Source organism: Microbacterium lushaniae (genome assembly GCF_008727775.1).
In the GTDB taxonomy this organism is placed as follows: domain Bacteria; phylum Actinomycetota; class Actinomycetes; order Actinomycetales; family Microbacteriaceae; genus Microbacterium; species Microbacterium lushaniae.
Genome location: NZ_CP044232.1, coordinates 3,006,834 through 3,023,646, shown reverse-complemented (window position 1 = coordinate 3,023,646; position 16,813 = coordinate 3,006,834). Strand labels below are relative to the sequence as shown.

Sequence of the window (16,813 nt, the reverse complement as noted above, 5' to 3'; positions counted from 1 at the left end):
TTGGTGGACCAGCAGATCAGTCGCGACGAGCTCTCGGCGTACTTCGCGCTTCGTGCCGCGGGGGACCGCCTCCAGCGCGCGGTCGCCACGCAGCTGCGTGAGCACGGACTCACCGAGGCGCAGTTCACGGTGCTCGCGCAGCTGCAGGACGCGGGTGAATTGCGCATGAGCGACCTCGCGCAGGTGCTCGTCGCCTCCAAGAACGGGCTCACCTACCAGGCCACGCAACTGGAGAACCGCGGACTGGTCAGCCGCCGCACGAGCGAGGAGGACGCCCGCGCGGTGATCATCCGGCTGGAGCCGGCGGGCGCCGAGCTGCTGGCGAAGGTGCTCCCCGGCCACATCGCCCTGGTCAGAGAGGCGTTCCTGGACCGGGTGAGCGCGAGTGAATTGGCGGCCATCAGCCGGGGGCTGGCGAAGGTGGCGGCGAACTGACGCGAAGTGCGGCCGGTGGCGTGTGCGTGAGCCGCTAGCCTCGGTGCGAGGGAGGTCTGTGGTGGGGCGAACGTCGGAAGCCGTGGAGGAGGGCGTGTCGATCGCCTCCGCAGCCGCTCGGCTGACGGTGCGCAACCACATCCTCGTCGAGACGATCTCCGCCGGCGCCACCTTCGATCGCGACAAGCTCGCCGGGTTCGCCCGCGACACGATCCTCGCCCTCGCCGAGGAGCAGGAACGGGCGGCTCAGCGCATGCGCGACCTGCGGCGTGGAGCGTGGGGCAAGTTCTCCACCTCCAGTGGCACCCACGACTATCGCGAGCGCGACATGCGCAACCTGCGCCGCCGGCGCAAGCAGTACGACGGGGTCGCCAAGGAGCTGCGGGCGTGGGCCGATGACCCCGAGCGGGTGTATCAACTCGTCGACGCCGCCCGGGAGGCGGCCTGGGGCGATGTCGAAGCGAACCTGCAGCGGCGGCTCAAGGTGGAGGGGATGACGCCCGACGCCGACCCCGACTACGAACGCATGCGCAAGGCCCGCATGGATGCACTGCGCATGGTGGATCTCGCGCGCCTGGCGGCGCACACCCAGCGACGCCGCCAGTCCGCCGACGCCGCCGAATCCTGACCTTCGCCGTCGCGTACGCGGGCGGGATGCAGAGATCCCCCGCTCTCCGAGGAGAACGGGGGATCTCGTCACTGTCTCAACACAGTGCGCGCCCGAAGGGACTCGAACCCCTAACCTTCTGATCCGTAGTCAGATGCTCTATCCATTGAGCTACGGGCGCACGGCCCCCGCGCGAAACGGCGCGTGGGCCTCCTAGAGAATACCCCACACTCCGCCGCCCCGACGAATCGCGGTGGACAACCGCTCTCGGAAGCCGGCGATTGCGGGCTCAGGCGGCGCCGGGTGAGACTGGGGGCACCACGGCGAAGGCGACGGAGGAACATGCGACTGGTGCAGGTGGCGCAGCGCGCCGAGGACCTTGATCGGGCGTCCGACTTCTACACGGTGCTGCTGGAGGCCGAACCCGTCGCGCGATTCGACGATCCGGGACTGGTGTTCTTCGATCTCGACGGCGTGCGCCTCGTGCTGGATCGCAACGCGCCCTCCGCTCTGATCTATCTGCACGTCGACAACGTGCACGAGGCCATCGAGCGGCTCGCGGGCGTGGCGGAGGTGGTCACACGTCCGCACGTGATCTTCACGCATGACGGCGAAGCCCTGGGTCCGCCGCGGCATGAGGAGTGGCACGCCTTCATCCGCGACACCGAGGGGAACCTCGTCGGGCTCGTCGCCTTCCAGCGGGTGTGAGGCGCCGGGGCGTCAGCAGTCGGTGTCGGGCTTCGGCCTGCGCAGCTTGGCGGTGAGGTCGCGCAGCAGCGCCAGCTCGTCGTCGCTGAGTGGCGACATCCGCTCGGCGATGTTGGCGGCGTGCTCGGACGCCAGGCGGCGGAAGGCAGATGCCCCGGCTTCGGTGGCGCGCACGAGGGCGCCGCGGCCGTCGTCGGGGTCGGGGCACTTGCTGATGAGGTCGCGGGCGACCATCCGGTCGACCAGCCGCGAGACGCTCGGCTGGCTGATGAGCATGTTCGCCGTGACGTCGCGCAGGCGCGCCGTCATCTCCGGCGCACGCGTGACGGTGAGCAGAACGTCGTATTCCGCCTGTGACAGATCGGTGTCGGTGAAGTCGACTCTGAGCTGTTCGAACACCTCGTGCTGTGCACGGAACAGGCTCTCCCACGCATCGACGGCGAGGTGGCGGTCGGTCATACCGACAAGAGTAAGGGCCCAGGGGGGCCGCATAGGCTGTGCGGCATGAAGTGGATGCGACGCACCCTGGCAGCCCTGGTGATCGCCTTCACCTCCGTCGGTGCGGGCCTCGTCGCCGCGCCGGCCGCGTCGGGTGCCTCGACGGCGCCGGTGGCCGCTGCATCCGTGGTGCGAACGGATGTGAACGACTTCACGTTCGCGAGCATGGATGCCGACTACACCCTCACGCGCGCCGAGGACGGGGCCAGTGAGCTGCGGGTGGTGGAGACGTTCGTGGCGGAGTTTCCCGACGCCGATCAGAACCGCGGCATGCAGCGGTTGCTGCCGGAGAAGTACCTCGGGGCGCCGCTGGAGGTGGATCTGATCTCCGTCACCGACGCCGACGGTGAGCCCCGCGAGGTCGAGACCGAGAGCGACGACGGCTATCTCCTGGTCACCTCACGCGCCGACGATTACGTGCACGGGGAGCAGACGTACGTCTTCACCTACACGATGCGCAACGTCGTGCGATTCTTCGACGACACCGATGCCGACGAGTTCTACTGGAACGTCAACGGGCTGGACTGGCAGCAGCCTTTCGGTCGCGTCACCGCGGCCCTGCATGTCGATGAGGCGCTCGCCGCGGAGCTCACCGGCTCGCAGGCCTGTTATGCCGGCGCGCGCGATTCGACGACGGAGTGTCCCATCGCCGCGGAGACGGCCCCCGACGGGGCTGTGACGGTGCGGGCGGAGGCGATGGGTCTCGGTCCGCACGAGACGCTCACGGTGGCGGTCGGGTTCGCCTCGGGCACCTTCACGCCCTTCAATCCGTCGTTCTTCGCCTCACCGTGGGGCTGGCTGCAGCTCGTTGGCGTGCTCATCATCCTGGCCGCAGCGGCCTGGGCGATCGTGATCAGGGTCCGGCTCCTGTCCGATGCCCCGGGGCGCCCGACGGTCGTGGCCGAGTTCACCCCTCCCGCCGCCGTCGACGCCCTCGAGAGCGCCGTGCTGCTGGGGAAGACGACCAAGGCCATCCCCGCCGAAGTGCTCGAGCAGGCCGTGGTGGGCAGCATCCGCATCGTCGAGGGAGAGCGTCGGCGATTCGGAGGCCTGCAGTTGGAGGCGCACCTCGTCGACCCCGCACGGGCAGACGGGGATGGGCGGATGCTGCTGAACGGCCTGTTCGGCGAGGATGCGGCGCCCGGCGCGGTCTTCACGTTCGGGCGCCAGGACACCCGGCTCTCCACCGCGGCCAGGGCGATCCTCGCCGAGGCCGGCAAGGAGCTCACGCGGAGCGGCCTGCGCAGGGAGGTGCCGCTGAAACCGCGGATGGGGCCGGCGCTGCTGGCGTTCGGGGGCATGGCGGTGTCGACGGTCTTCGGCGTTCTTGCGCTCCTCGGCAGCGTGACGCCGCTCCTGCCGATCGTGCTCCTGATCGTCAGTGCGCTGGCGCTGGTCTTCGTCATCGGTGTGCTCGCCCACAAGCCGCTGACGCCGGTGGGCGCGGACACGCGCGACCACCTGGCGGGGCTGAAGGTCTTCATCGACTGGGCGGAGGCCGACCGCATCCGGATGCTGCAGTCGCCGGGTGGCGCGGAGCGCGTGGCCGTGGACGCGAGCGACCCCCGGCAGATGCTCCGCATCTACGAGTCGCTGCTGCCGTACGCGGTCGTGTTCGGGCAGGAGAAGCAGTGGTCGGAGCGGCTCGGGGTGCTGTATGAGTCCACCGGCACTCCCGGCTGGTACGTGGGTGCGTCGGGCTTCAACGCCGGGGCGTTCGCGTCGGGCATCGGGTCGCTCTCGGCGAGTGCGACGTCGTCGTCGTCCACGTCGGGCGGGTCGACCGGGGGCGGCTCCGCCGGCGGGGGCGGCGGGGGTGGCGGGGGCGGCGGCGTCTGACTCGGACCGTCACGGTGGCGCGGCGTGGACGAGCGTGGCGTGCTGCCGATGGATCGAGCCTGTGGCGGGTCGCCATCGCCGGTTGTGGTCGAGCCACCTCGGCGGCCGGACCCACGGCGCCCCGCGCACCATCCGGATCTCCCAGCCGCTCGTCTCGAGCGTGCGGTGGTGGGACCAGCACAGCAGCACACCGTTGTCGGTGTGGGTGGGGCCTCCGCGGGCTGCCTCATGCACGTGGTGCACTTCGCACCACGTGGCGGGCACGTGGCATCCCGGGATGATGCACTCGCCATCTCTCGTGGCGATCGCGCGCCGCTGGTGTGCGGTGTAGAGGCGCTGCGGTGTACCGAGGTCGATGATCCGCCCTGCGCGATCGAAGACGATGCGCTGGATCTGCCCGGCGCACCCGGCATGCCGGGCGACGGAAGCGGGCACCGCTCCGGTGTCACCTGCTGTGCGCGGCGGTACGAACGCGACGCCTGAGGCGTGATCGAGCTGATCGGCGGCGACCGTGACCACGAGGGTCGGGGCCGATCCGCCGAGGTGCGGCATGCCGTCCATGCCGGCGGCGACGGCGAGGACGCCGGCGAACGCGTCGTGCCGCCGCTGTGCGCTCGTGCGCGGGTCGACCGGCGGATCCTCCTCCCCCTCCTCGGTCTCGGTTTCGGCCGCGAAGCGCGGCCCTGGAGCGCCCGCCACCTTGGGGTTGAGGAAGGCGTCGAGCAACCGCTGCAACTGAGCGGCGACGTCGGGAAGCAGCGCGCCCTGCACGCCGACGACGCCTTCGCGTTCTCGCCCGAGCGTCAGTCCGCGTGCCTTCATGGCGCGTTCCTCCTCAGGGAGTGCCCCATCCGGGTCGAGGAAGAGCGCCCACGTCTGAGCCATGATCGCGACCTCGTCCGCGCCGGCGGGCAGCGCGTCGCCGTCTCCCGTGGCGGCGTCGACGAGAGCCTGCTCCGCCGCTGCGAACGCGTCCGTGTCCGACACGGCGCCCCGATCGCGGATCGAGGCGAGGGCTGTCACGATCGCGGAGGCCGCATCCACCCCGAGGGCTCCTGACGCCAGTGCCCTCGCGACTAGGGGGAACGCCGGGGGCAACGGCTCGCCGGTGAGCGCCGTGCGAGCCCGCAGTGGCGCCGCGGCGCGCAGGCGCGCGCGTGCGGTGGACCCCGAAACGAGGGTGACGCGTTCGAGGAGTTCGCCGGGAGTCCGGCAGCCACGCGTGACGGTCAACCGCTCGCTGCCCAAGTCGGTGCGGCTGCGATGCGCGACCTCTCCGGCGAGGATCACTCGCCCCGCATCCAGCAGCCGGCCCAGAGCTTCCACGTCGGCCGCGTGCCGCAGGAGTTCGTCATCAGATGCGGCCGCCGCATCCAACCCGTCGACCAGCGCCTGCAGACCTGCACGAAGGGAGGTCACGAGGGCGGTGCGATCGCTGTCGAACATGACCCGATTCTCGCAGGGGCCTCCGACATTCCCAGGTGATTCACCCCAGGTCAGATGCTATTTCTGTGGACAACTCCGCCGAGAAGTGGGCTGGGGAGGAGAGGTGGGTGGCAGGCAAGAGTAAGGGCCGGTCGGAGAGGCTTCCGACCGGCCCATTTCCCTTTGCACCAAGAGTGTCCTGCAATCACATGTCCGGTAACTGCCACAGCAAACAACTACCGTGCGAGCACTCTATAACGAGAAGGTAACGGGAGGGAAGACCTCGCCGTTATCTTTTTGTGATTCTCTCGTCGTGTCCGATTCCAGAACCTGTCAGTGCCGTCAATCGTTCTGTCAGTAGCGGCAGAACGTGTCTGCGTTTCAGGAACTTGTCCGTAGCGGCGCGTCACGCACGCGTTCTGTCTGCGTGCTTCTACCTACTCGGCGGCGTCGCGCTACTGAGCGCGCAAGCGAGCGTCGTGGCCGGTTCGAGCGCCGCACCGTGGAAGTTGGAACTGCTTCTCTTGGTGGGCCTGAACGTGCTGGTCTTCCACGCGGGCGTCTATCGTCGTGTCGATGACTGGGCGAAGGCCGCCATGGCACCCGTTACTGCCCGCGTCGCCGCGAGTGTGTCGCTGGTCGCCTGGACCGGAGTGATCTTCGCCGGACGCTTCCTCGCCCACGTGTGACGGGACTCCTGACAAGTCGCGTGGCAAGACCCACCCTGTGCGACTGCATTGCCGTGCCGCGAATTCGCGGGACGGTCGCATGCTGGGCTGTCAATCAGCGTGGCATCGGACAGTTCAGTCTCCGTGGCACAACTAGAGAAGTCGGATGCTTGCTCTAACTGGTATAACCGGTTAGATTCTTCGCATGCTGACGCGTCCGCGTTACCCGCTTCCCCCGGACATCGCTCAACTGCTCGATGAGCGGGAACTCCGCGCCGACTACGACGCGCGCCCCGCCTACCAACGAAACGACTACGTCGGTTGGATCGGCCGGGCCAAGACAGCGGCGACGCGCACGCGACGCGTCGAGGTGATGCTGACTGAACTGGCTGAGGGCGGCGTGTACATGGGCATGCAGCACGCACCTTCCCGTAAGAGTTCGTGACGGCTGTGAAGGCGCGCGCGCCTGGGACGTGGATGCGAGGGACGGACGGACACCGCTGGTTCTTCGACCCGGGTTCCGTCGGGCTCGAGTTCGCGTACTCGGGTGACTTCGGTTATGGAGTCGCAGAGTGGGAGTCGCTGCGAAGTGCTGCCGAGCTTGGCGACTGGCTCACCACGCGTTTCGGAGAGCCTCTGTCGAAGATCGAGGCGGACGTGTTCGCGGAGGCGATCGCCCTGCGTAGTGCCATCTCGTTCGCAGCCCGTGGAATCGCAGACGGTCAGCCCCTTCGGCCGGAAGACGTTGATGCGATCAACGACCTCGCCGCGAGGGGTGGACTCGCGCCGGTGCTCGCGGGCGGCTCACCCCGCCCCGCCCCCACCGCGAGTCAGATGCTTGCGCACCTCGCTCAAGACGCGATTCGCGCCCTGTCGGCCAGCCCGGGGCGTCTGCGCCGTTGCTCCGCGGACGACTGCGGCCTCATCTTCCTGGATACATCGCGCCCGGGCTCTCGCAGATGGTGCTCGATGAGCCGCTGCGGGGGGCGTGCGAAAGCTCGAGCCCATTACCAACGCAGCCGAGAAGGAGACTGACATGACCAGGTTCACGACCGTCATCAATCCCGAGAACCTCGCGGGCAATCCCGCATTCGCGCAGGGCGTGATCACCGAAGCCGGACGGACCATCTACGTCGGCGGTCAGAACGGTGTCGACACGACAGGCGCTCTCGTCGAGGGACTCGAGGCGCAAACGGCGCAAGCCATTAGAAACGTGCTCACGGTGCTCGAAGCCGCCGGAACAGGCCCCGAAAACGTCGCACGGCTCAGCATCCATCTGCTCGACGGCAGCGACCCCCGCGCCGCGTTCGCAGCATCCGGTGCCGTCTGGGGCAACCACCCCACTGCGATCACCGTTCTGCTCGTGAGCGGACTCGCACGCCCAGGCGCCCTCGTCGAAATCGATGCCATAGCCACCGTTCCGCCGCGGACCGGCGCCGCGTAGCGGAAGACCCCGATAACCCAGGATCCGGTGAGTGGAAGTCGCTTCGTCAGGTGGCAACGAGACGTCGAATAGATCTCGCACGCCCCCTGCTGTTTGAGGAGCGGCCCTGGGGCGCAAGCAATGCGGGTATCTAAGCGTCCATGACGTGCCGCCTCGTTCGACTAATGACAAGTCGCATGATGAAGCAGAACTGGTGCAGCGTGGAGGCGATGGCGTGGGCCGCGGGGCGGTCGCGCGTCCGGCTGACAAACTGCGTGGCATCGGACAGAGACGATGGGGCGACGTTGCAGCCATCCGGTGAGGATCAGGACCAGTGCACTCCCGGTCAGGAGGCCATCGAGCAATCCGGGGGGCATCAAGAAGACCATCAGAGTCAGCGTTGTCCCGCAATTGAAAAGGGACAGCACGAGGCCCCACATCTGATTCCGGGCCAGGCCGATCGCGCCGATGACTCGAAGCACGCCGAAGATGCCGCTCATCGCCATCATCAGATACAGGTTGTCGTTCAGATACGGCAGCGCGAAGATGTCCACCCGGTCAGTGATCGTCGTCTGCGGCGTGCCGAGGACGAGGAGGACGACGACGCCGACAAACACGGAGAGCTCCATCAGCGTGCCTTGCGCAATCAGCAGGCCACTTGCCCATCGAAGCCGGATGATGCGGGAGCGAGCGTCTGTCACACCGCAAACCTATCCGGCAGATCTGACCGCAGTCGCTGCGCCAGGACGTGCCGTCCAGCTGCTCGATCTGCACGGGAACGAGCGGTCAGGGCGGGAGCTTCCGCGGTCCCGCTGCGATTCACGCGGCGGCGACGAGCGTGTTCTGCCGGCGGACGATCCACCAGCGGCCGTCGCGGCGGGCGAAGACATAGAGGGCCGTCATTTCGGGGGCATCGCCACGCTCGGCGGCTTCCGCGGTCGACCACGCCCGCTTGTGCGCCACCGCGACGTCGGGGGCGAGCAGCGTGATCCCGTCGAGGCGGTAGTGCGCCGTCGCGTCACGCAGATGCGCCTGCAGGAGCCCCTGCCGGGTGGACGCCGCGATCTCCTCGCGACCGATGAGCTGCGCGCCGACCGCGTTGACGATGCGGGCGTCGGGGGCGATGTCGCGGACCAGGAGCTCTACGTCGTTCCGATTGAATCCCTCCTCGACGTTGGCGACGATGTCGCGCAACGCGGCCGCGTCTTCGGGCGCCGACGCCTCGTCGTCGGGCGGGATCACGCCGGTGTTCTGCCCGTGCACGATGCGCCAGTCGCCGTCCCGTCGCGCCCACACGTAGGTCGGTCTCCCTTCGATCCGCGGGGAGAACGACTCCTCATCGGCGCTCAGGTACTCCTGATCGACACTCGTGATGGCGACGTCGGGTGCGGGGAAACGCACATCCGTCACGTCGTAGCGGACGGACTGCCCCGCCATCCCTCCGGGGAGGGCGTTCCGGGTGAACGCCGCGATCTCCTCCAGCCCGACCAGACGCTGACCGGCTCCGTTGACCCACACGGCGTCGGGCGCGAACAGGTCGAGGAAGCCGTCGACGTCCTCCGAGCGCTGCGTGCGCTGGATCGCGGCGACCAGCTCTGTGAGACGGTCGGTGTCCGTGGGCGCTGTGGCTGCGGGCGAGTCGGAGGCGTTCATGTCGTAGAGTCCACTTCATCAAGTCCGCTTGATGTCAAGGGGAGTCATGGCGCAGATCCCGGAGGATGCGGTCTGGTTGAAGCCGGGCCAGGTGGCGCAGCGCGCGGGTGTCGCCGTTTCGACGCTGCACTACTACGAGAGCCTGGGTCTCATCGCCAGTCGGCGCACCGCCGGCGACCGGCGCGAGTACCGCCGCGACACGCTCCGCGTGATCGGCTTCATCCGGGCGTCACAGACCCTCGGCATCCCGCTCGCGACCATCAAGCAGGCTCTCGACGGATTGCCCCACGAGCAGCCGCCGACGAAACGCGATTGGGCGCGGATCGCCCGGATGTGGCGTGCCGACCTGGATCAGCGCATCGAGCGCCTCGAGGCTCTCCGTGACAACCTCGCCAACTGCATCGGCTGCGGCTGCCTCTCCCTGACATCCTGCCCGTACACGAATCCGGGCGATGCGATGGGAGAGCAGGGGCCGGGAGCTCGACGCCTCATCCCGTGAGGTCATCGGCGGTCATCGGTCGGGGTCGGCGTCCTCACGCGAGCCGGGCCTGGATGCTCCGGATGTTCGCCGCGAGCGCGCCCGTCGCGAGGAGGCCCGGGCCGAGCGGTCCGGCAGAGTCCGCGCCCAGTGGCGGAAGTCTCCGCAGTGCGGTCCTGGCGTGGGGCGAGAGGTGCGCGAGCTGCCACTCGATCTCTGCGCCGTGCGCGTCCGGGCGTTCGGGCGCCGCCAGTTCTGCGGCTCTCGCCGCATACGCGGCCGCACCGAGAGCGTGCGCCCCCATGTGAGCCACGCCGGCGGCCTGCGCGGCCGCCCTGGCCGCGGCGACGGCCGCGGGAGCGGTGACCGATCGCGCCGCGCGACCCGCGACGAAGCGGCGGCGGATCTCGCCGGCTGTGTCCAGTTCTCCGCGGGAGAACGCACGCGCACGCGCGATGGCGTCGCGCGGACGAAGATCGGCGGGTGCCTCCTGCTCGAACGATGTCAGGACCCGCTCCGCACAGTCCGCCGCCCACCCCGCGAGAAGCCGCCTGTCCGTCTCGCTCAACGTCTGTGTTGATCGCATCTCACGCGTCGCCCGATCGGCGGGATGAGCGTGCGCGGGCTGCCTCGTGGGCGTCGCGCAGGAGCGACACGACCAGTTCCGCGGTCGTCGCCGCCGGATTGACGACCGACACCCACCCGGTGGCACCGTACACAGGATGCGGCGCGAAGGCGTCCGTCGCTGCCGGATCGGCGTCGGCGCGCGCGATCTCCGCGGCCCGATCCCGTCCGACGTGGATGTTCACGCGGAACCGGTGCGGATCGTCGAGCCGAGATCGCTCGTCGTCGGGGTAGTTCTTCGTGACGATCGTCCCGTAGGGCTGGGATCGCTGGGGCATCACACCATCCGGTGCGTAGTAGAAGAAGGCATCGCCCCACGCCAGCTCCGGCAGTCCGCTCCCTCTGTCCGGGACGACGACCAGTGCGCCCTCGAAGCTGCGCACGACATCGATGATCTCTCGCATCTGCATGTCTCAATGGTCTCCTTCACGTGCTTATGTGGACTTGGCGCAGGACGGAGCAGGCGTGGAAGCCGTGAACCCTCAACTGGAGCACCTTACGACGGCGGTCGTCGGCGGCCTCGTCGGCTACTCCACGCAGCAGGTGCGCGATCTGGAGCGACTCGGAGTCATCCCGGTCGCCGACCGTGCCGCCAACGGCTACCGGCGCTACGCGCAGGGTCACGTCATCGCCCTCCGCGCCTACCGAGCACTGGCCGCCGCCATCGGCCCTGTCCCCGCCCGGCAGATCATGCCGGTGCTGATCGAGGGCCCCACGGATGTCGCGGCCGGGCGGATCGACGACCTCCATGTCGTGATCGCTCTCGGCCGAGCGCGGATTCGTGAAGCACTCCGGGGGATCGATGCCGTACTGACAGATGCGAGCGACGTGTTCGAGGAACAGGACGCGATGTCGATCGGCGAGCTGGCGCAGGCGCTCGACGTGCGTCCGTCCGCGCTACGGCACTGGGAACACGAAGGACTCGTCGACCCGGGGCGCAGGAACGGCTCCCGATCCCGCCGCTACGACGCCCGCGCCGTCACGGAGGCGCGCATCGTCGCGGCCCTACGCGACGGGGGTTACCCCATCCCCGTGATCTCCCGCGTCCTGGAGCGACTGCGCGCGCACGGGCTGGCCGCGGAGGTGCGAACGCTGCTGAACGAGCGGCTGTCCGACCTCACCCGTCGCAGTGTCGCGCTGCTCGAGGCGTCTGCGGAGCTTCACGCACTCCTCAGTCGTCAGGGGGAGTAGCCCGCCAGGCAGCCCGGCGGCGTCCACGTCCGAAACAAGGCGACCTTGCTCGGCAGACGATGCGCCGGCTGGGGGTCACTCTGGCCTGCACGCGCGAAATGGTGGACGAGTGGACGGCCACCGTGGCCGACAACCCGGCGCGGGTCGATTACGCGATTACCGCCGTGGACGCCGATGACTGCACGAGGAGGGCCACCTGCGCGACGCCGCCCTCCTCGACGGGGAGTGGACGGATCGGCTCGTCTTCTCGGCGCTGGACAGCGAAGGCGTCTGAGGGTCTGCATCCGCGCCGTCAGCCACTGCTGGCGGATGCGGCGAACTCCTCGGACAGGCGGTGCAGCGTCGCGCGCACCTCCTCGCCCTCGAGCAGTTCCCACCGCAGGCCGCACGTGCCCAGGTAGAGGGCGATCACCTCCGGGCGATCGGCCCCCGTGATCAGTTCCGTCGTGGCGCCACGGTCGATGACCTCCGCGACCGTGGGCCCGAAGATCCGTCGCACCACGTGCGCCTCGGCGTGGATGCGGACGCGGGCGCGCACCGGATACGGGGAGATGCTGATCGCCCGGGTGGTGGCTTCACGCAGCGCGTCGTCGGGGATCTCCCGCGCGCCGAACGTCGTGGGAGTGAGTGCCACCCAGCCGATGCGGTCCACCCGGAGGGTGCGCCATCCGCGGCGCCGGGGCTCCCATGCGACGAGGTACCAGCGGTCTGCAGTGTGGATGATCCGATGCGGCTCGACCGTGCGCTCGACGATCTCGCCGTCGTGCCGGCGGTAACGGATGCGGATGGCGCGGCGCTGCGCGATCGAACGCGCGAGCGCCGTGACCGTTTCCACGTCGATGTCGTCGCGGGCGCGCCCCAGATTCACCATCGCCCGTTCGACCGCCGCGATCTGATCACGCGTCGAAGGAGCGAGAGACAGCTCGAGCTTGGCGAGGGTCCGTGTGGCGGCATCCTCGATCCCCGTCACGATTCCCGCCGCCGCGGTGCGCAGCCCGACGGCGATCGCGACGGCTTCGTCGACGGCGAGGGTCAGCGGGGGAACCGACGCGCCGGCGCCCAGCCGGTAGCCGCCGCCGACGCCGCGGGTGGCCTCGATCCCGTAACCGAGCGCCCGCAGGTCGTCGATGTCGCGCCGCAGCGTCCGGTCACTGACCTCGAGTCGCCGACGCAGCTCCGCCCCGGTCCACTCGGGGCGCGACTGCAGCAGTCCCAGGAGGGCGAGGGTTCGACCGGTCGTCCGCGACATGCGACCACGATCTCATCTATTCCGGCCGCATTGCGACCGGAATATCTCCCACGCTGGAGGCATGGAAGATCACCGGGTCACCCCCTTCCGCATCCGGATCCACCCCGACGAGGTCACCGACCTTCGGAGGCGATTGGACGCGGCCCGGTTCCCACCGGAGCTGCCCGGCGACGAGTGGAGCACGGGGGTGCCCGTCGCCGTGCTCCGTGACCATGTCGCCCGGTGGCGGGAGCATGATTGGGTGGCCACCGAGGAGCGGCTGAACCGTCTGCCGCAGTTCACCACCGAGATCGACGGGCAGACGGTCCACTTCGTGCACGCGCGGTCCGCGGTGCGCGGTGCCGTTCCGCTCATGCTGATCCACGGATGGCCCGGATCCTTCCTCGAGTTCGAGGGACTGGTGGGGCCGCTGACCGACCCGGCCGCGCACGGGGGCGACAGTCGCGACGCATTCGATGTCGTGATCCCGTCGCTGCCGGGATTCGGGTTCTCGACTCCGCTCACGGGATCCGGTTGGTCGACACGTCGCATCGCCGCCGCGTTCGCCGAGCTCATGACCCGGCTCGGGTACGAGCGGTTCGTCGTGCAGGGTGGCGACATCGGAGCGGCGGTGGCCCCCGAGATCGGGCGGGTCGCGCCTGATCGCGTGATCGGCGTGCACGTCAACGGTGCGCTTGGGGCGTTTCACCCGCACGTCGGTGAGGACGCGCTGGCGGCGATGCCGCCCGTCGAACGCGACCGGATGCGCCGGATCGGCGAGTTCATGCAGACGGAGCTGGGCTACGTCGCGATCCAGTCCACGCGGCCCGGCCTCATCGGTGCCATGACCGCTGACAGCCCGGCCGGACAGCTGGCATGGATGCTGGACAAGCTGCAGTCGTGGAGCCATCCGCCGGAGCAGCCGGCGACCGAGGTGCTCGGAGACGAGTTCGTCTTCGCCGACCTGTCGCTGTACTGGTTCACCGCGAGCGGCGGCTCTTCCGCCTACGTCGGGTATGCCCAGGGCGAAGGATGGGGAGATGACCCGGTCGCCTCGGGAGTGCCGACGGCGGCGATCCAGTTCGCACACGACATCGGCATCCGTGCGTTCGCGCAGGAGTGCAACCGCATCGTCCGCTGGAGCGAGCACTCCGACCGAGGCGGGCATTTCGCCGCGCTCGAGGAGCCGGAGCTGCTCGTGGACGATGTTCGCGCATTCGTCCGGTCGCTTCGTCCGGCGGATGGCGACGAGCCCCACCCGGGTCGGTAGTGTCATCGGGTGCCCCAGATCCACCGAGCCGGCGTCGCCGACATCGATCCGATCACGCTCTACCGCATCCTGTGGCTGCGCGTGAGTGTCTTCGTCGTCGAGCAGGATGCCGCGTACCCCGAGATCGACGGGCGCGACATCGAGCCAGGAGCGGAGCTCATGTGGATCGCGGAGGGGCCCGAGGTCGTCGCGACGCTGCGGATCCTCCGCGATGCGGACGGAATGCGCATCGGGCGGGTGGCCACCGCCGCGCCCGCCCGGGGGCGCGGGTACGCCGGCGACCTCATGCGGGCGGCCGTCGCGCGCTGCGCCGAGACGGCGCCGGGGCTGCCGATCGCCCTGGACGCGCAGATGCAGCTCGAGGACTGGTACGCCCGTTTCGGCTTCGTCCGCTCGGGGGAACCGTTCGAGGAGGACGGCATCCCGCACATCCCGATGAGGAGATCATGACCCCGGTGCGCACTGCGCGGCTGACGCTGCGAGCGTGGACGACGGATGCGGACGACGTCGCGTTCGTCTTCGACATGTATTCGCGCATGGACGTGCTGCGCTACCTCGGTCGCACCCCGCGCGTGCTGGAGGACCCGGCCGAGGCGTCCGCCATGATCGGCAGGTGGGAGGCGCTCCGCGACGGCGTGCTCGGAGTGCGGGCGATCACGACGCACGACGGCGAGCGGCTGGGGTGCCTCCTGCTCAAGCGCATACCGTGGTCCACGGATGCCGCGGCGCCGGGAACGCCCGAAGACATCGAGATCGGCTGGCACCTGCATCCCGACGCGTGGGGCCATGGCTACGCCGCGGAGGCGGCCGCCGCCGTGCTGCCGTTGGCGTGGGCGGCGGGCGTCCCGCGCATCGTCGCGGTGACCAACCCCGCCAACGCCGCCTCCCAGAGCGTGTGCCGCCGCATCGGGATGCCCGCGCTCGGCCCGACCGACCGGTACTACGACAGCACGTGCGAGTTGTTCGAGTTCGTGGCGCCGGCAGGCAGCGGCGCGAGCTAGCGCCCGGGCCGCGGCCGCGCAACCACGCCCGCTCGCGGGGCACGCGGGGGAGGATGGGCGTATGCCAGGCATCCCCACCGTTCCCCTCAATGACGGCACCGACTTCCCCGAGCTCGGGCTGGGCACGTACAACCTGCGCGGCGAAGCGGGCGTGACCGCGATGGTCTCCGCGCTGGAGTCGGGCTACCGGCTGCTGGATTCCGCGGTCAACTACGAGAACGAGGCCGAGGTGGGCGAGGCGGTCCGCCGCAGCGGCATCCCGCGTGACGAGATCCTCGTCACGACGAAGATCCCCGGTCGCGATCACGGCTACGACGAGGCGACGGCCAGCGCGCGGCGGTCGCTGGACACGCTGGGCCTGGACCGCATCGACCTCTACCTCATCCACTGGCCGAACCCGAGCGTCGACAAGTACGTCGATACGTGGCGGGCGATGATCGATCTGCGCGCGGACGGGGCGGTGCGCTCGATCGGCGTGTCGAACTTCACCGAGCCGATGCTGCGTCGCATCGTCGAGGAGACCGGCGTCGTGCCGGCGGTCAACCAGGTGGAGCTGCATCCGTACTTCCCGCAAGACCAGCTGCGCGCCGTGCACGCCGAGCTCGGCATCCGCACGGAGAGCTGGAGCCCCCTCGCCCGCCGCAGCGAACTGCTCGGCGAATCGGTCGTGACCGAGGTCGCCCACGCCCACGGCGTGACGCCCACCCAGGCGGTGCTGCGCTGGCACGTGCAGGTGGGGTCGACGCCCATCCCGAAGTCGGCGGATCCGCAGCGCCAGCGGGAGAACGCCGACGTCTTCGGCTTCGAACTCACCTCTGAGGAGGTCGACGCGCTCTCGGCGCTCCGTCGGGGCCGCCTGTGGGACGGCGACCCTGACACGCACGAGGAGATGTAGCCGGTCGCGTCACCGGGCGGGACGGACTCCGGCGAGCCACTGGTCGAACGTCTGGCGTCCGAGCGTGGCGGAGGCATCGGGCAGGAGCGACCCGTCGCGCTGTGCCCGGCCGAAGGGTCCCGGTACCGGCACCGCCGGAAGCCATCCGCGCGCACCGATCGCACGGGCATACGCGCGCACCATGCGCACGAGGCTCTCCTCCCGCGGCCCGGCCAGATCCGGGACGCGCCCCGCCGCGCCCCCGGCCGCGATGGCGGCCAGCGCGTCCCCGACCTCGCGGGCAGCGACCGGTTGCGTCCGCATGCGCGGGGCGACGCGGAGCGGGCCGATCTTCGCGCGGTCGTACATCTGGGCGGCGAATTCGTGGAACTGGGCGGCCCGAAGGATCGTCCACGGGATGTCTCCGGCTTCGACGAGCTGCTCCTGTGCGACCTTTCCGGCGTAATAGCCGAACGGGGCACGCTCGATCGCGACGATGGAGAGGGCCACGTGGTGCTGCACTCCGGCACGTGCCTCCGCGGCGAGGAGGTTCTGCGTCGTCGCGCGGAAGAACTCCACCGTCTCCCCGCCGTCCAGCGTCTCCACGCTCAGCGCATCGATCACCGCGTCCACGCCCTCCAGCGCCGCATCCAGCCCCGCAGCGCGCCGCGCGTCGACGCCCCTGCCGCGTGAGATCACCACCGGCTCGTGTCCCGCCGCGCGCAAGGACGCCACGGCGTGATGTCCCACCGCGCCGGTACCCCCGGCCACCGCAACCCTCACCGCCGTTCGCTCCTGTTCTGCGTGGTCCGACATGTCTGCTGCACGATCCGGTTCATACCCTCCCGACGACGCAGCATCCGCGGATGTGAGGTTCGGCGCCGGCCGGGC

22 protein-coding genes and 1 tRNA gene are annotated in these 16,813 nt (G+C 69.7%); 14 read left to right on the top strand and 9 right to left on the bottom strand.

Translation table 11 applies throughout. The annotated features are described in order from the left end of the window. Positions 1–3 precede the first annotated feature (3 nt). Positions 4–435 (top strand): MarR family winged helix-turn-helix transcriptional regulator, encoded by a 432-nt coding sequence (locus tag F6J85_RS14620; protein ID WP_238707133.1) that lies wholly within the window; start codon positions 4–6, stop codon positions 433–435. 61 nt (positions 436–496) lie between these two features. Continuing rightward, a complete protein-coding gene (locus F6J85_RS14615; RefSeq protein ID WP_150919227.1) occupies positions 497–1,063 on the top strand; it encodes an asparagine synthase in 567 nt (188 codons plus the stop codon). Between the two features lie 87 nt (positions 1,064–1,150). Here the strand turns inward: F6J85_RS14615 and F6J85_RS14610 are convergent. Then, positions 1,151–1,223: transfer RNA gene (locus F6J85_RS14610), tRNA-Arg, on the bottom strand. A gap of 161 nt (positions 1,224–1,384) precedes the next feature. Between F6J85_RS14610 and F6J85_RS14605 the strand changes: the two genes are divergently transcribed. After that, complete coding sequence (locus tag F6J85_RS14605) at positions 1,385–1,750, top strand: VOC family protein (RefSeq protein WP_150926111.1); 366 nt, start codon at positions 1,385–1,387, stop codon at positions 1,748–1,750. Positions 1,751–1,762: 12 nt separating this feature from the next. Here the strand turns inward: F6J85_RS14605 and F6J85_RS14600 are convergent, their stop codons facing one another. Further along, positions 1,763–2,209, bottom strand: a complete 447-nt coding sequence (locus F6J85_RS14600; RefSeq protein ID WP_150926109.1) for a MarR family winged helix-turn-helix transcriptional regulator — start codon at positions 2,207–2,209, stop codon at positions 1,763–1,765. A gap of 45 nt (positions 2,210–2,254) precedes the next feature. On the opposite strand from F6J85_RS14600, the gene F6J85_RS14595 reads away from it, so the two are divergent. Further along, positions 2,255–4,087 (top strand): DUF2207 domain-containing protein, encoded by a 1,833-nt coding sequence (locus F6J85_RS14595; RefSeq protein WP_150926107.1) that lies wholly within the window; start codon positions 2,255–2,257, stop codon positions 4,085–4,087. 9 nt (positions 4,088–4,096) lie between these two features. On the opposite strand, the gene F6J85_RS14590 is transcribed toward F6J85_RS14595, so the two are convergent. After that, on the bottom strand, positions 4,097–5,533 hold the full coding sequence (locus tag F6J85_RS14590; RefSeq protein WP_150926105.1) for an HNH endonuclease signature motif containing protein: 1,437 nt from the start codon (positions 5,531–5,533) through the stop codon (positions 4,097–4,099). 458 nt (positions 5,534–5,991) lie between these two features. On the opposite strand from F6J85_RS14590, the gene F6J85_RS14585 reads away from it, so the two are divergent. From F6J85_RS14585 to F6J85_RS14570, 4 genes are all read left to right on the top strand, one after another. Beyond that, positions 5,992–6,201, top strand: a complete 210-nt coding sequence (locus tag F6J85_RS14585) for a hypothetical protein (RefSeq protein ID WP_150926103.1) — start codon at positions 5,992–5,994, stop codon at positions 6,199–6,201. Positions 6,202–6,385: 184 nt separating this feature from the next. Then, positions 6,386–6,625 (top strand): YdeI/OmpD-associated family protein, encoded by a 240-nt coding sequence (locus F6J85_RS14580; protein ID WP_150926101.1) that lies wholly within the window; start codon positions 6,386–6,388, stop codon positions 6,623–6,625. A gap of 32 nt (positions 6,626–6,657) precedes the next feature. After that, the gene (locus F6J85_RS18315) at positions 6,658–7,215 is read left to right on the top strand and encodes a CGNR zinc finger domain-containing protein (RefSeq protein WP_150927483.1); all 558 of its coding nucleotides are present in this window, start codon (positions 6,658–6,660) and stop codon (positions 7,213–7,215) included. Between the two features lies 1 nt (position 7,216). Continuing rightward, positions 7,217–7,624 carry a RidA family protein gene (locus F6J85_RS14570; RefSeq protein ID WP_150926099.1) on the top strand — a complete coding sequence of 136 codons (408 nt, stop codon included), beginning with the start codon at positions 7,217–7,219 and terminating at the stop codon, positions 7,622–7,624. 161 nt (positions 7,625–7,785) lie between these two features. Here F6J85_RS14570 and F6J85_RS14565 read toward each other — a convergent pair whose 3' ends face one another. Both F6J85_RS14565 and F6J85_RS14560 read right to left on the bottom strand, forming a co-directional pair. Then, positions 7,786–8,304, bottom strand: coding sequence for a hypothetical protein (locus F6J85_RS14565; RefSeq protein ID WP_150926097.1), 519 nt, complete (start codon positions 8,302–8,304; stop codon positions 7,786–7,788). Positions 8,305–8,422: 118 nt separating this feature from the next. Then, positions 8,423–9,256 carry an SgcJ/EcaC family oxidoreductase gene (locus F6J85_RS14560; protein WP_150926095.1) on the bottom strand — a complete coding sequence of 278 codons (834 nt, stop codon included), beginning with the start codon at positions 9,254–9,256 and terminating at the stop codon, positions 8,423–8,425. A gap of 46 nt (positions 9,257–9,302) precedes the next feature. On the opposite strand from F6J85_RS14560, the gene soxR reads away from it, so the two are divergent. Then, the gene (gene soxR / locus F6J85_RS14555; protein ID WP_150926093.1) at positions 9,303–9,755 is read left to right on the top strand and encodes a redox-sensitive transcriptional activator SoxR; all 453 of its coding nucleotides are present in this window, start codon (positions 9,303–9,305) and stop codon (positions 9,753–9,755) included. Between the two features lie 34 nt (positions 9,756–9,789). Here the strand turns inward: soxR and F6J85_RS14550 are convergent, their stop codons facing one another. Together F6J85_RS14550 and F6J85_RS14545 are read right to left on the bottom strand one after the other, a co-directional pair. Beyond that, positions 9,790–10,302: a putative immunity protein gene (locus F6J85_RS14550; RefSeq protein WP_338037090.1), complete on the bottom strand. Its 513-nt coding sequence runs from the start codon at positions 10,300–10,302 to the stop codon at positions 9,790–9,792. A 19-nt stretch (positions 10,303–10,321) separates the two neighbouring features. Next, positions 10,322–10,768 carry a DUF6194 family protein gene (locus F6J85_RS14545; protein ID WP_202980835.1) on the bottom strand — a complete coding sequence of 149 codons (447 nt, stop codon included), beginning with the start codon at positions 10,766–10,768 and terminating at the stop codon, positions 10,322–10,324. 64 nt (positions 10,769–10,832) lie between these two features. Between F6J85_RS14545 and F6J85_RS14540 the strand changes: the two genes are divergently transcribed. Beyond that, entirely contained in the window at positions 10,833–11,549 is a 717-nt protein-coding gene (locus tag F6J85_RS14540; protein WP_238706975.1) for a MerR family transcriptional regulator, read from the top strand. 292 nt (positions 11,550–11,841) lie between these two features. Here the strand turns inward: F6J85_RS14540 and F6J85_RS14535 are convergent, their stop codons facing one another. Further along, positions 11,842–12,798, bottom strand: coding sequence for a helix-turn-helix transcriptional regulator (locus F6J85_RS14535; RefSeq protein WP_150926089.1), 957 nt, complete (start codon positions 12,796–12,798; stop codon positions 11,842–11,844). Positions 12,799–12,859: 61 nt separating this feature from the next. Between F6J85_RS14535 and F6J85_RS14530 the strand changes: the two genes are divergently transcribed. The 4 genes from F6J85_RS14530 (at position 12,860) to F6J85_RS14515 (ending at position 15,943) form a co-directional block, all read left to right on the top strand. Beyond that, a complete protein-coding gene (locus tag F6J85_RS14530; RefSeq protein ID WP_150926087.1) occupies positions 12,860–14,047 on the top strand; it encodes an epoxide hydrolase family protein in 1,188 nt (395 codons plus the stop codon). A 9-nt stretch (positions 14,048–14,056) separates the two neighbouring features. Then, positions 14,057–14,497, top strand: a complete 441-nt coding sequence (locus F6J85_RS14525; RefSeq protein WP_150926085.1) for a GNAT family N-acetyltransferase — start codon at positions 14,057–14,059, stop codon at positions 14,495–14,497. Continuing rightward, positions 14,494–15,048 carry a GNAT family N-acetyltransferase gene (locus F6J85_RS14520; RefSeq protein WP_150926083.1) on the top strand — a complete coding sequence of 185 codons (555 nt, stop codon included), beginning with the start codon at positions 14,494–14,496 and terminating at the stop codon, positions 15,046–15,048. Before F6J85_RS14525 ends, F6J85_RS14520 begins: the two co-directional genes overlap by 4 nt. Positions 15,049–15,109: 61 nt before the next feature. Beyond that, on the top strand, positions 15,110–15,943 hold the full coding sequence (locus F6J85_RS14515) for an aldo/keto reductase (protein WP_150926081.1): 834 nt from the start codon (positions 15,110–15,112) through the stop codon (positions 15,941–15,943). Between the two features lie 9 nt (positions 15,944–15,952). Here F6J85_RS14515 and F6J85_RS14510 read toward each other — a convergent pair whose 3' ends face one another. Next, on the bottom strand, positions 15,953–16,738 hold the full coding sequence (locus F6J85_RS14510) for an SDR family oxidoreductase (protein ID WP_150926079.1): 786 nt from the start codon (positions 16,736–16,738) through the stop codon (positions 15,953–15,955). Positions 16,739–16,813: the final 75 nt, after the last annotated feature.